The 12,813-nt window shown below is 46.0% G+C and carries 17 protein-coding genes; 13 read left to right on the top strand and 4 right to left on the bottom strand.

Translation table 11 applies throughout. From position 1 onward, the window contains the following. The first annotated feature begins 22 nt into the window (after positions 1-22). Positions 23-2,497 carry an ATP-dependent Clp protease ATP-binding subunit gene (locus NDI42_RS18295; RefSeq protein WP_190456157.1) on the top strand — a complete coding sequence of 825 codons (2,475 nt, stop codon included), beginning with the start codon at positions 23-25 and terminating at the stop codon, positions 2,495-2,497. Between the two features lie 77 nt (positions 2,498-2,574). On the opposite strand, the gene NDI42_RS18290 is transcribed toward NDI42_RS18295, so the two are convergent. After that, positions 2,575-2,955 carry a helix-turn-helix domain-containing protein gene (locus tag NDI42_RS18290; protein WP_199311204.1) on the bottom strand — a complete coding sequence of 127 codons (381 nt, stop codon included), beginning with the start codon at positions 2,953-2,955 and terminating at the stop codon, positions 2,575-2,577. A gap of 13 nt (positions 2,956-2,968) precedes the next feature. After that, positions 2,969-3,271 carry a type II toxin-antitoxin system HigB family toxin gene (locus tag NDI42_RS18285; RefSeq protein WP_190456153.1) on the bottom strand — a complete coding sequence of 101 codons (303 nt, stop codon included), beginning with the start codon at positions 3,269-3,271 and terminating at the stop codon, positions 2,969-2,971. A 218-nt stretch (positions 3,272-3,489) separates the two neighbouring features. Here NDI42_RS18285 and NDI42_RS18280 point away from each other — a divergent pair, with 218 nt between their 5' ends. The 3 genes from NDI42_RS18280 (at position 3,490) to NDI42_RS18270 (ending at position 4,779) form a co-directional block, all read left to right on the top strand. Further along, positions 3,490-4,020: a methylated-DNA--[protein]-cysteine S-methyltransferase gene (locus NDI42_RS18280; RefSeq protein WP_277876842.1), complete on the top strand. Its 531-nt coding sequence runs from the start codon at positions 3,490-3,492 to the stop codon at positions 4,018-4,020. A 119-nt stretch (positions 4,021-4,139) separates the two neighbouring features. Further along, positions 4,140-4,355, top strand: a complete 216-nt coding sequence (locus tag NDI42_RS18275; RefSeq protein WP_190456151.1) for a hypothetical protein — start codon at positions 4,140-4,142, stop codon at positions 4,353-4,355. After that, positions 4,348-4,779 (top strand): aspartyl protease family protein, encoded by a 432-nt coding sequence (locus NDI42_RS18270; protein ID WP_190456149.1) that lies wholly within the window; start codon positions 4,348-4,350, stop codon positions 4,777-4,779. Before NDI42_RS18275 ends, NDI42_RS18270 begins: the two co-directional genes overlap by 8 nt. Positions 4,780-4,982: 203 nt before the next feature. On the opposite strand, the gene NDI42_RS18265 is transcribed toward NDI42_RS18270, so the two are convergent. Continuing rightward, on the bottom strand, positions 4,983-5,282 hold the full coding sequence (locus NDI42_RS18265) for a P-II family nitrogen regulator (RefSeq protein WP_190419294.1): 300 nt from the start codon (positions 5,280-5,282) through the stop codon (positions 4,983-4,985). 301 nt (positions 5,283-5,583) lie between these two features. Here NDI42_RS18265 and NDI42_RS18260 point away from each other — a divergent pair, with 301 nt between their 5' ends. The 9 genes from NDI42_RS18260 to NDI42_RS18220 all read left to right on the top strand — a co-directional run bounded on the left by NDI42_RS18260 (position 5,584) and on the right by NDI42_RS18220 (position 12,096). Further along, entirely contained in the window at positions 5,584-7,839 is a 2,256-nt protein-coding gene (locus NDI42_RS18260) for an FdhF/YdeP family oxidoreductase (protein WP_190456147.1), read from the top strand. Positions 7,840-8,084: 245 nt separating this feature from the next. Next, the gene (locus tag NDI42_RS18255; protein WP_190456145.1) at positions 8,085-8,780 is read left to right on the top strand and encodes a PASTA domain-containing protein; all 696 of its coding nucleotides are present in this window, start codon (positions 8,085-8,087) and stop codon (positions 8,778-8,780) included. A gap of 188 nt (positions 8,781-8,968) precedes the next feature. After that, on the top strand, positions 8,969-9,778 hold the full coding sequence (locus NDI42_RS18250; RefSeq protein ID WP_199311203.1) for a hypothetical protein: 810 nt from the start codon (positions 8,969-8,971) through the stop codon (positions 9,776-9,778). A gap of 72 nt (positions 9,779-9,850) precedes the next feature. Then, the gene (locus NDI42_RS18245; protein ID WP_190456143.1) at positions 9,851-10,012 is read left to right on the top strand and encodes a hypothetical protein; all 162 of its coding nucleotides are present in this window, start codon (positions 9,851-9,853) and stop codon (positions 10,010-10,012) included. A gap of 45 nt (positions 10,013-10,057) precedes the next feature. Then, entirely contained in the window at positions 10,058-10,273 is a 216-nt protein-coding gene (locus tag NDI42_RS18240; protein ID WP_431191436.1) for a DUF6887 family protein, read from the top strand. A 201-nt stretch (positions 10,274-10,474) separates the two neighbouring features. Beyond that, on the top strand, positions 10,475-10,699 hold the full coding sequence (locus NDI42_RS18235; protein WP_190416124.1) for a DUF433 domain-containing protein: 225 nt from the start codon (positions 10,475-10,477) through the stop codon (positions 10,697-10,699). Continuing rightward, positions 10,696-11,034, top strand: a complete 339-nt coding sequence (locus NDI42_RS18230; protein WP_190456139.1) for a DUF5615 family PIN-like protein — start codon at positions 10,696-10,698, stop codon at positions 11,032-11,034. The genes NDI42_RS18235 and NDI42_RS18230 overlap by 4 nt, the downstream gene beginning before the upstream one ends. A 310-nt stretch (positions 11,035-11,344) precedes the next feature. Then, the gene (locus NDI42_RS18225) at positions 11,345-11,977 is read left to right on the top strand and encodes a glutathione S-transferase N-terminal domain-containing protein (RefSeq protein WP_190456210.1); all 633 of its coding nucleotides are present in this window, start codon (positions 11,345-11,347) and stop codon (positions 11,975-11,977) included. Beyond that, positions 11,968-12,096: a hypothetical protein gene (locus NDI42_RS18220; protein WP_348231449.1), complete on the top strand. Its 129-nt coding sequence runs from the start codon at positions 11,968-11,970 to the stop codon at positions 12,094-12,096. The genes NDI42_RS18225 and NDI42_RS18220 overlap by 10 nt, the downstream gene beginning before the upstream one ends. 330 nt (positions 12,097-12,426) lie before the next feature. On the opposite strand, the gene NDI42_RS18215 is transcribed toward NDI42_RS18220, so the two are convergent. Continuing rightward, positions 12,427-12,678 carry a catalase-related domain-containing protein gene (locus NDI42_RS18215; protein ID WP_190456137.1) on the bottom strand — a complete coding sequence of 84 codons (252 nt, stop codon included), beginning with the start codon at positions 12,676-12,678 and terminating at the stop codon, positions 12,427-12,429. Between the last annotated feature and the right edge of the window lie 135 nt (positions 12,679-12,813).

The raw sequence follows: 12,813 nt of genomic DNA, 5'->3' as shown, positions 1-12,813 counted from the left end.
GCTCGGTAGAGGATTACCCGCCATGTTTGAACTCTTCACTACAGAAGCCGTTAGAGTAGTCATGTTAGCCCAGGAAGAAACACGTCGCCTGGGACACAGCCTCGTGGGAACCGAGCAAATCCTTCTTGGTTTGATTGCAGAAGGCACGGGAGTAGCTGCTAAAGTGTTGACTGACGCTGGTGTCACTCTTCCAAAAGCACGCAACGAGGTTGTAAAAATTATTGGTCGGGGATCTCGCTTTGTACCAGCTGAAATTCCCTTCACCCCCAAGGCGAACCGCATTTTTGAGCAATCTCTGCAAGAATCTAAGTCTCTGGGACACAACTACATTGGCACAGAACACCTCTTGCTAGGACTGATTCAAGAGGGTGAAGGCGTTGCTGCAAAGGTTTTGGCAAATCTGGGAGTAGATTCCTCGAACCTCCGCACCGCCGTAATTCAGATGCTGGGAGAAGTGGCAGCTGTTCCCGCTGGCGCACGACAAGAGCGCTCGTCTTCCAAGCGTTCCACCCAGACAGCGACATTAGACGAGTTTGGCACTAATCTTACCAAATTAGCCGCAGAAGGTAAACTCGATCCAGTCGTTGGTCGGGAAAAGGAAATTCAACGTGCTATCCAGATTTTAGGTCGCCGCACCAAGAATAATCCAGTATTGATCGGGGAGCCGGGAGTTGGTAAAACTGCGATCGCTGAAGGTTTAGCGCAGCGTATCGTTAATAAAGATATTCCCGATACCCTGGAAGATAAGCAAGTCATCAGCCTAGATATGGGGACGCTTGTCGCTGGAACCAAATTCCGGGGCGAATTTGAAGAACGTCTCAAGAAAATCATTGAGGAAATTCGCGCCTCTGGAAATATCATCTTGGTAGTTGACGAAGTTCACACCTTGATTGGTACTGGTTCGGCTGAAGGTGGCATGGATGCTGCTAATATCATGAAACCTGCTTTGGCGCGTGGTCAGTTGCAGTGCATGGGGATGACGACTCTGGATGAGTACCGCCAGCATATCGAACGGGATGCAGCTTTGGAGCGTCGCTTCCAACCGATTATGGTAGGTGCACCCAGCGTGAGTGAAACTATCGAGATTTTAATTGGTCTGCGCGATCGCTACGAGCAGCACCACAAGGTTAAAATCTCTAATGAAGCTCTAGTTGCAGCCGCTCAGCTGAGCGATCGCTACATCTCAGATCGTTACTTACCAGATAAGGCAATTGACCTGGTTGATGAGGCTGGTTCTCGCGTCCGTCTGCGAAATACTAAACCTTCTGCAAATGGGGAACTCAAGCGCGAACTGCGTCAAGTTACCACAGCAAAAGAGGAAGCAGTCAAGGCGCAAGATTTTGACAAAGCGGGAGTATTGCGCGATCGCGAGTTGGAACTTGAGGCACAATTGAAAGCAACCAAAGACAACAAAAAGTCTGAGGTTATCGCCGCAAACGCCCCTGTTGTTGACGAGGAAGATATCGCTCAAATCGTTGCTTCATGGACTGGCGTACCTGTCAACAAACTCACTGAATCCGAGTCTGAGTTGCTGCTGCACTTGGAAGACACTCTGCACCAGCGTCTCATCGGTCAAGAGGAAGCTGTCACCGCCGCCTCGAAAGCCATTCGCCGCGCACGAGTTGGTCTAAAAGATCCGAATCGTCCCATCGCCAGCTTTATTTTCTCAGGGCCTACCGGAGTTGGTAAGACGGAATTAGCGAAAGCTTTAGCAGCTTACTTCTTCGGTTCTGAAGAAGCCATGATTCGACTCGATATGTCAGAATTCATGGAAAGCCACACCGTCTCTAAGCTGATTGGTTCGCCTCCCGGCTACGTGGGATACGACGAAGGCGGTCAGTTAACCGAAGCTGTGCGTCGCAAGCCTTACACGGTGGTACTATTCGACGAAATCGAAAAAGCTCACCCTGATGTCTTCAATATGTTGCTGCAACTCTTGGATGATGGTCGCTTGACTGATTCCCAAGGACGTACAGTAGACTTCAAAAACACTTTGATCATCATGACCTCGAACATCGGTTCTAGAATCATTGAGAAAGGCGGCGGCGGTCTAGGCTTCGAGTTCTCTGACAACCAAGCCGAGTCTAACTATAATCGGGTTCGCGCTTTAGTGAATGAAGACCTCAAGCAACACTTCCGTCCGGAGTTCCTGAACCGTCTCGACGAGATCATTGTCTTCCGTCAGTTGAGTAAGGAAGAGGTGAAGCAGATTGCAGACATTATGATTCGCGAAATTTCCAGTCGCTTGACCGAACAAGGAATTACTCTGGAAGTAAGCGATCGCTTCAAAGAGCGCGTAGTAGCAGAAGGCTATAGTCCTGCTTATGGTGCGAGAAGTCTCCGCCGTTCCATCATGCGACTCTTAGAAGACAACTTAGCTGAAGCCATGCTATCTGGTCAAATCAAAGATGGAGATACCGCCATCCTTGACGTTGACGATGACAATCAGATTCAGGTAGTCAAATCTGAACAGCGAGAGTTACTTCCTGTAAGCTAACCTCACCAGTTACGCGATTGATTAGCTAAGATTTAACACTTTTATCCCCTGGTATTTCTGCCAGGGGATTTTTTTATTCAGACGCCTTTACTTAAAAAAACGGCTGGCGAAATATGGAAAAAATCAGCCAACTTTTGAATATGTTCTACCGTTAGCTGGCGCTTGCCGTTCAGCACTGCCGAAACAATAGACTCAGTTTTAAAAATTGGAACTAAATCTTTTTGTCGAAGATTCAATTCAACCATGAGTGCTTTAATTAGCTCTATACCCTGAAGAGTGGGTAGAGGATGATGAAGTTCTTCGTAATCGTGGACTAAGCTACCTAACACATTGAGATAGTCCTGTTCGTCTGGTGTTAGATTACCGCGATCTATTAAAGAATCTATCACCTGTTGCGTAGCAATAAAATCCTCTTCTGTCGCGATGGGACGCGGAGGGAAAGCCTTGAGTAGTGACATATACTCGCTAGTGCTACGTGTACCAGGGGTCGTTTTTCCAGTCTTGTGTGTCGTATTCTGCATGAGTAAGAATATTGCGAATAAAGACTTTTTTGTATTTATAGTCAACCAAAGTAATCAGGCGATAGTTATTACCACCGATGTTAAAAATGGTCAGATTTCCAACTTGATCGGCTGAAGGGAATATTTCTCTAAGGTCTACAAAATTTTCCCACTGAGCCGCTTTTGTCCGGTCGTACCACAACTGAAGGCTCGTTTGAGAATTGGGGTGTTTCTCCCAAAACTCGTTGAGTCTTTTGTAGGTGATAATGTGCATAATAGCCTTTTTACAGGCTCATATTAGCAATTTGCGAAGTGGATGTCAAATAAACTGGCGTGGCGATCGCATGAATGGAATGGGTTGCTGATGAGCGATACCTTCGGTAGGCTTCGTCAACGCATTCCCATGTATGCACGGATGTGAATCCATGCCAAAATTCTATCTAGTATTGCAGGCGATCGCGTTCTGGGAAATTTAAGCAAAAAGGAATTTATATGGTTTCTGACTCAATTTTCTATACCTACATGGATAGCCCTCTGGGACGTATCTTAATCGCGCAAAACTCAGTTGGGCTAGTGGCAATAGACTTTCAAGAAGGGCGGGCTGCAAAGTCTCCAGAAGCCGCTTGGCATTTCCAAAAGAAGCTAGACGGTGACGCCGTTGAGCAACTTAGGGCATATTTCAATGGCGAATTGTATCAATTTACGCTACCACTTGCCCCCATAGGTACGGTATTTCAACAACAGGTTTGGAAAGCCCTCCAATCAATTCCTTACGGTCAAACTTTATCTTATGGAGAACTGGCGAGAAAAATAGGATTTCCAACAGCAGCGCGTGCTGTCGGAGCCGCCAACGGTAAAAATCCTCTGTGTATTATTGTGCCTTGCCACCGTGTTATCGGCAGCAACGGCACACTTACAGGTTTTAGAGGTGGAGTCCGTCTTAAAGAAGGTTTACTGTCACTTGAACGTAGACATAGCGCAAAATCTAATCGGCAATTGACAATGGCTTTGGGCAACAATTGAATCCAATCAAGTATTTCCGTCTCCTGTAGTTTGCTCCAATACAATTAAATAATTCAATTGGCTCAGTCGGTTCCAGCGATATGATGAAAAAGCTTTCCTGACCTAGCGGAGTGGTTTACATGGTATCAACAGAATTACTTTCTACTTTACGGGGGCTTAACCGTGCAGATAAGTTATATGTTATGCAGGTTTTGATCTCCGATCTAGCTCAACAAGAAACAGACCTTATTAAACCCGATCTATCCTACCCCGTGTGGTCGCCCTATGATGCGTTTGAAGCAGCAGATACCATGCTAAAAGTCTTACAAGCGGCCAAAACTGAAGACGATGCGTAACGCCCAACGGTATCCGTTTATCTCTGCTGATACTGCATTAGGCGAGGCAGGTTTTCGTCCGTATCTTTCTATCACCTTAGTCAATCAGAAAAGTTCTGTCCCCACATCCGGTTTATTAGATACCGGAGCAACGGTAAACGTGCTACCTTACCCGGTGGGGGTTGAGCTTGGGTATGAGTGGGGGCAGCAAACGACAGCTTTGAGTTTAACAGGTAATTTGGCTCAGTATGAGGCGCGTGTAGTGGTTGTGCAAGCCGTAGTTGGGCGATTTGAACCTGTGCAACTTGTATTCGCATGGACACAGGCTGTAAGTGTGCCATTAATATTAGGGCAAGTGAACTTCTTCATGGAGTTTGATGTCTGTTTCTACCGTTCGCAGCTACAGTTTGAAGTCAGTCCCAAAGCGGGAGTTTCCGACGTTTAGCCGCTTGTTGATGCGGATCGAGAAAGTGTTTTAGTGCTAACCTAACGGGCGATACTAAAGCGATCGCAATCTTGAATATTCCGCAGACAACGCTAGTTTAAGAATAGCGTGTTGAGTATTTGCGATCGCTTACGCTAGTTAATCACTCCTAGAACTCGACAAATTGAAATCTATCGTCCCAGTCAGATTTTAGATTCAACTACTTAATCAAACAAGCCATCTACCTTTTGACGAAAGGCAATCAAGGCATGATTGCTCGACAACTCCTTCAGGTCTTCTAGCAATTGGTCTGATATCTCTTTTGTGACAACGGTTTTGACTTCAATGTTGGTGTTATAGCCAGCGATATCTCCCATGCGTCTACCGTGACTACCAGCGCCCTTGGCGGGAATAATGGTGTAGCCAGAAGCACCTATTGTGCTGAGCAGCTTAACTAGGCGATCTTGCAATACCGATTCGCAGATGATCGTGACGAGATAGCCCTGGCTGTGAGAAGTGGTCATAAAAATTTTAGGAACAGTTGTGTTCCCATTATTTCACAGAGCGGTTGCACGCTAGGGGAAGGCACCTGAAAATCTGCTTGAGGACTGAAATCTCAGAAATCGTTTGAGGATATTTGAGAAGCTAGTTTTCCAGTAAAAAGCTTTCAGCGATCGCACATCCATACAATCGTGCGAGACAAGTTTTGATGAGTTACGCTAATTTCAAGTCCCTCTAGATAGTATTTAGCTCAAGATAAATTCAGAGGGATAGAACGCATTCCAGGCTGACAGATGAGTGGCGCTGCATTCAAGAGGAAGCTGTATGGACGTAGAAATTAAACCAGAAGACGCAACGAAAGCAACCAGCAATGCTCCAGAGATGGGTGGCGGTTTGCCCGTCGTGCAATATTGGGCAGAACATACCCTGTCGCCAGAAGGCCCAAAACTGTGGCAAACGTTGTTGCATAAAAGTGCTTGTTTGTCTTGTGCTTGGGGAACGGGGGGACAAAAGGGCGGCTTCGCGAACGAGTTGGGGGAAACGATGCAACGCTGCGCGAAAAGCGTAGAGGCCATTTCCGCCGAGTTGCAACCTGCTGTCTCGACCCATTTTTTCGACCGCCACAGTATCGCCGAACTCCAGCAGTTAACTTCCTTAGAAGCGGATCGCCTCGGTCGTCTGAGCTTTCCGGTCATTCTGCGCGAGGGAAAATCTCATTACGAGCGGATTTCCTGGGATGAGATTTACGAGATTGCAGAAGCTGGTTTTCGCAAGTCGCCGGAGCGAGTCGCCTCCTATAGTTCCGGGAGATCGTCGAACGAAGCGGCTTATCTGCTGCAACTGATGATGCGATCACTGGGGTCGAATCATTTGGCTGATTGTTCGGATTTGTGCCACGTCCCCTCAACTGTGGGACTGAAGCAGATGTTTGGTTCTGGCACCTCAATGGTCAGTCTGGATAGCCTGAAAAAGGCAGACTGCGTGGTGCTGATCGGGTCGAATGCACCTGCTAACCATCCGCGCTTGATGAACGAACTGATCGAGTTGCGCGATCGCGGTGGCAAAGTTATTGTCGTTAATCCAGTAGTGGAAGTGGGGTTAGTCAAGTTTGCTTCTCCAGCATTTCCCCTCAAGTCGCTATTCACTGGATCGGCAATTTCCTCACTTTATCTGCAACCGATTCCCGGTAGCGATGTGGCGCTATTTATCGGCATCCAAAAAGCGCTAATTGAACGCAACTTAATTCAAATAGATTATCTTTGCGCCCATGCTGAGGGTTGGGAACCGGTTATCGATTATGCTGGCTCTATTTCCTGGGAAGCGATCGCGCAAACTTGCGGTGTTTCCCAACAGGAGATCGAAGTCGCCGCAGAAATAATCGCTTTTTCTAAGGGTGTGGTGTTTGCTTGGGCAATGGGTGCAACGCAGCAAGAAAACGGCGTGGATAACATCTATGCGATCGCTAACACCGCACTGCTGACAGGGAATGCTGGCAAAGAAGGCGGCGGTACGATGCCGATCCGGGGACACTCCAACGTCCAGGGTTTTGGCTCGATGGGAGTCACAGTCCAACTCAAAAAAGAGATTCAAGAAGCGCTAGAGAAATTGCTGGGGCGATCGCTCAACCGCAACCCTGGATATCGCGCCCGCGACTTAATTGATGCGGCTGATGCAGGTAAAGTAGACACGTTGATTTGCCTGGGTGGGAATCTGTATGCGGCGAACCCGGATTTAAATCAAGCAAAGCGAGCTTTAGGCAATATTGAAACCATTATCTACCTCGCCACCAAACCGAATCTAGGACACTTTCACGGTTTAGCGCAGAAAAATACCATCATCATTCCCGTATTTAACCGCTTTGAAAATCCGCACCAAACTACTACGGAATCGGGCAACAATTTTGTGCGGCTAAATGACGTTGGTAAAACCCATCTCAAGGATGTGGCTCTAATTTCGGAGGTAGAATTTCTCACACAATTGGCGCATCGGATTCTTGGCAGCGATCCGGTTGATTGGCGCAAACTGCAAGATACTAAATATGTCCGTCAACTGATTGCTAAAACGATTCCTGGCTTTGAGCAGATGGCGACAATTGATGAAACCCAGGAAGAATTTACCATCGCCGGACGCATTTTCAATGAACCTAAATTTGCTACACCGTCCGGTAAAGCGAATATGTTTGTCACGCCATTACCCCAATTGCATTTACCGGAAGTAGAAGCGTTTGGAATCCCGGAATCTACCCCTAGCATTGTATTAGCATTGATGACGGGGCGTAGCTACTCGCAACACAATACTGTAGTTTACAAACCAGGCGACAAATATCGCGGAATGCCGCACCGAAATTGCATTTTAATGAACCCATGCGATGCAAAACAAGCAGGATGGCAAGAGCATCAACGAGTGACGGTGCAAGGTGATGCAGGCAAATTAGAGAATGTTGAAATTATCTTTGGTGCTGTCCGTCAAGGAGCAGCAATGATGTTTTATCCCGAAGTTAATGTAATCTTTAAAGCGCGTATAGATAAGCAGTCTGGGATACCTGCGTTTAAGCGAGTTCCGGTTGTAGTTTATACCTGATACCGGGAGAGCGATCGCTAATCCGAATCAGCATATCATCGACTGGTGTTTTATCGGATAACGGGAAGATGTAGATGCTTAAGGCGCGATCACAAAGGGAGTTTCAAAGCTTCTGGGTCACTTTCACCCGCGAAATAAACGGAAGCGGAGAAAATTTATCAAATTACAAATTATGAATAAAGCTGTGCTTGAGTTGGTAGTTGCCTAACCACAGTAAAATCATCTAAAGATTAGGCTTGGTAACTATGCGCGATGACTTTCCTGCGGCAACGAAAGAGCTACTGGCAAAGCGTGTGGGCTACCGTTGTTCCAATCCTTCCTGCCGACAGCCAACAAGTGGCCCCCATCAAGACTCAACGAAGACAGTTAACGTCGGTGTCGCTGCACACATCACAGCTGCCTCGCCCAGAGGACCACGTTACAATACATCTCTTTCCGCTGAACAGAGGAAGTCAACAGAAAACGGAATCTGGCTTTGTCAGAAATGCGCCAAGCTTGTAGATAATGATTCAGCACGATATACCTTGGAGGTGCTGCACGAGTGGAAGCGGATAGCTGAAGAAACAGCAGTTCGTGAGCTTGAGGGTGATTTGGCTAGGAAGTGGGATTCCATAAACTCTCCTACAGCTCATACTCCCATTCCTAACCTTTATGGACTCACCTATGACACCGCAAGGGAACGCTTAATAGAGGCTGGATGGCAACCTGATATGAAACATTGGAGTTATGGCGAGAATCCTAATATTCAGAATGGAAACGGTTCTGTATTTTGGGAGAGAGGCTATTGGGAGATTGATTGTTCATCAGGTACTGGTTACGGTTTCTGTAGCTTTGAGTTTGTAGACTTATATGACAATAAACTAAAAGTCATTACCACTGGTGAAGAAAATCCTGATCTAGATATGAAAGTGTCCGTAGTAAAGTTTTTTCTTGAATTGTGAAAGTTAAGTGCTGGAAAGAGATTCGCTAAGCCCAATATTATTGCCAAAGTGAAATAGCTATCTTTACATAAGATAGCTCAAGGCATGAAACCGATTGCAATCGCATGGCTAAAACTACCTTGTAGTGGATGTACGAAAAATATCAGTTATGATGCAAAGTTGTTATCTTTCGCCGATGAGCTATGCCTATGAGCCTCAGTAACATCGAAGAAGAGGTCGTGTTCTTAAGAGCCATCAAGGAACTGATCGACTCGATGGTGAACTTTGAAGTACTCTCTCTGGGTGGGAGTGACCCCGATTCATCAATATTGTTTGAATCAATAACACACCAACGATATTTCAACATTGTTCTTGTTGATTTCTTGTCATGTACTGACAGAAAGGCCCCATTAAAGCAGACCTCGTATCTCAGTGGGTTAAGGTTTATCGTCAGTAACCCTAGTTTCAACGTAGATGACTCTATAAGGTCACTGCGCGAAGCAACCCATGAGTTCAAAGAATGGCTCGATCAGGAAGTTGAAGTTGAGGTGTGGCTACCATCAATTGATACAGAGACCAAGCTACAACTATCGAGGGTTAAATTCCTCAAAATGTGTGGCGATATCTCGAAGCACAATTTTTTAAGATCCGTGGGGGTGGCCGAACAGCTTCAACAAGCCCTCGCCACCAGGGGTGTCTCGGTTGCTCTTGACGATGCCATGCTTGCGCTTGCTGACTTCTATGAACGATTCCACACCGACATTCTAAATTACCACAGCAGCACGATTGCCGAGTTTCTGAACAATATCCGGTGGGGTATATATGAGTACTTGCAGCCTGAATTCCGACACAGCATCGTATGGGAATCTGCCGATTTGCCTATGTACCAATATACCTATCCCACAGGGGTATCGGCGAAATTGTCCAAGACCTGCTACTGGGACTTGATGAATGAGATCCGCAGTCCACCCTATGTACGGCGTTTTAAGGTAACGAAATGGCTGAAACTGAGGTACTAGGGCATAACAAATCAATTCCAAACTGTACCAAAAATATTCCAGCACCTTAACGCTAAGTTTAAAAGCTAATCTATGGGGAAGCCTGTTTTAGCCCGATTCTTCGAGCATTACATAGGTCAACTTAGTAGAAATGATGAAATTTTAGTAACACTACTCAAAGGGCATCTCATCGTTGAGGCTTTACTGGTTGAAATTATTCAACTCAAACCTTCCAATGATCAGCCGTGGAAATAGAGTTTTCCTAATGACTGAGAGGCGTGGAAATTCTAATTTTTTCCGATGGTCAAGGTAGCTTTAATGATAAAGCCTGACTTTAGCAAAATGACCCGTCAAGAACTGAGAACTTATGTATTGGCTCACCGAGAGGATGATGAAGCAATTGAGGCTCTGATTAAACGCGGGAATCCTAATATCCCAAAATATCGGTTGCCTAAGACTGAAGAAGATTTGAGGGAAATGGAAGAGATTCTCAAGGGGAAATTAGGTAGCAGTTGAGAAGCCAGTCTAACACTTGCTTTCAAATTGAATATTTTGATTTTATTGAGTTTTTGACCAAACAAAAAGGAAGCAAAAACCAGTTAGAAAGGAGTGAGGCTGAAGCAGAAATGAGCGATCGCATCTTCAGATTTTTTGAATTTGCAACTTAGGCAAACTCGATCCACACTGAGATAAGGATTTATTTCGGAGCAAAATCGAATGCCAAATTTGCTTGAGAGAATTACAGTTAATCCAAAACAGTGTGGAGGTCGTCCCTGCATTCGGGGTATGAGAATTCGGGTATCAGATGTGCTGGACTTGTTTGCGGCTGGTTTAAGTGCCGAAGAAATATTGGAGGAAATGCCCGATCTGGAAATGGAGGATCTGAAAGCAGCACTCACCTACGCGGCGCGTAAAGTCGATCATCCAGTTCTGGTGGCATGACGATTTGGGTAGATGCACAACTGTCGCCTGGAATTGCACCCTGGATCGCGAATACATTTGGGGTGACAGCAGTAGCCTTGCGCGATATTGGTCTGAGAGATGCTGAAGATTATGAGATTTTTGAAGCAGCAAAAGCGCCAGGAGCGATCGTTATGACCAAGGACAGAGATTTCGTTGATTTGGTCGCTCGCTACGGAGTACCGCCACAAATTATCTGGCTGACGTGTGGCAATACATCAAATACGCGATTGCGAGAGATTTTGAGTGCAACATTGCCGGAAGCTTTGGAGCTTTTGCGCTCAGGCGAGATGTTAGTGGAGATTAGGGGCGATTAGTGGCAGCACCCTAACATCTATATCAACCCAAATCGCATTATATTTTTAATTTTGTCGCTCTATTAATCTGGTAGAAAGGATGCAACAAATCAGCTATAACGCAGTTAGCCTTAAGCAGAAATGAGCGATCGCATTTCAATTATTTTTGCCCAATAGACAGCTTAACGTGGGGTTTTCACTCATCTGACCGCCCATTTGTATCCCTCAAACAGCTCGTTCGCCAGTTCTCCCCCTACTAGCTGAGGCGATCGCAGTTAGTCAGCTAGTATTATTGTCACTGTCGAACAAAAGGATTGGAGATTTACAGATAATGCCAGCGATCGCTGTTTACGGCATTCCTCTCAGCACTTACGTTCGTACTGTCCGGTTGTTGCTTGAGGAAGCAGGTGCAGACTATGACCTCAAAGAAGTCGGGATTTTCAACGGTGAAAACACCTCAGCCGAGTACCTAGCTAAAAATCCGTTTGGTAAAGTCCCGACTCTCGAAGTGGATGGGGAAGTGCTTTATGAGACGGCTGCCATTACCGACTATCTCGATACTGTCGTCGCAAGTAACAAGTTTAGCCCGTCTAATCCGCTGTCTAAGGCTCGGATGCGCCAGATTATGGCAATTATTGATAGCTATTTCTACCCATCTGCAATCAGGACAATTGTCATCCAGCATCTAATTGTGCCAAGTCAGGGCGGCAAAACAGATGAGGACGCGGTGAAAAATGCGATCGCGCCTGCAAAAACAGCAGCAGAGGCGATTGAGTCGCTGGCTGTTGGTAGCCCATACCTGCTAGGTAATGAATTGAGCATTGCCGATTTCTACCTAATTCCCATCTTCATCTACCTCTCGAAAACGCCAGAGTTTGAGGCAATTACCGCTCAAACTCCTAAACTGAAGAGTTGGTGGGATGAAGTGAATAAGCTCAAGAGTGTGAATAAAGTGTGCGCGTAACTTCGCTCTCCTTGCGCCCGTTCGCGTATGGCTTCGTTTGGAGCATCAACAGAAAGACAGGCGATCGCACGGGCGCGCCACCATTGCTCAAGGTTAGTGAAAATGCCGAAATTCGTTGACTAATGTTGTGTACACAACAGATTCTTCTGAAATAAAATGCTTAAGCAGAAACAGTGAAACTTCGTCCAAACTATATTTAACCGCAGCTAATAGCAGCACTATTCCAATAATTTGTAATATGCTAAGTTGCTTAGGTTTGCATGGCTTATTGGCAGAATCCATAAATTTTCCCTACAATTTTTTAGGAGAACTGCTGAGAGTAACTTGATAAGTAATTCCAAATACAAAATTGTCGTTAACCCGGAAAGCCTTTGGGTAGGGGCGTTATTGATGCGCCCCTGTTAAAAACAGGTTCACCTACCCAAAGGAGAAAACAGACAGCTAATAATTTAGGCTGTTACAGGCTGAGGATTGTTTTGTTGATTTTGTTGCAGCATACCGGGGTCAATGTCAATGCTCAACGCCTTGGCAACACGCATACCGTAATCCATGTCAGCGAGGAAGAAGTGACACAGTTGTCGCATTTGGATATCTTGCCGCGTGCCGCTTAATGCTCCTGCGATCGCTCCATCTGTCAGGGAGTTCTGGTTATCAGCAATTGGGCAACCTGTCGCTGTGGTCAATTTTTCGCGATCGCTCATAGATATCCTTACTTAGGGCTTGCTGAATAAATAATGGAAGACCCAGAGAAGGCTTGATTAGTGATTCAAGCCGACAATAATATAAGTTTTTGTTTTTCCTCATTTATCGAGCCATAGCTTTTGATGATGGACAGA

This window comes from Funiculus sociatus GB2-C1 (assembly GCF_039962115.1).
Taxonomy (GTDB): domain Bacteria; phylum Cyanobacteriota; class Cyanobacteriia; order Cyanobacteriales; family FACHB-T130; genus Funiculus; species Funiculus sociatus.
Note: the sequence above shows the minus strand (reverse complement) of the source record. Positions and strands in the feature narration are given on the sequence as shown.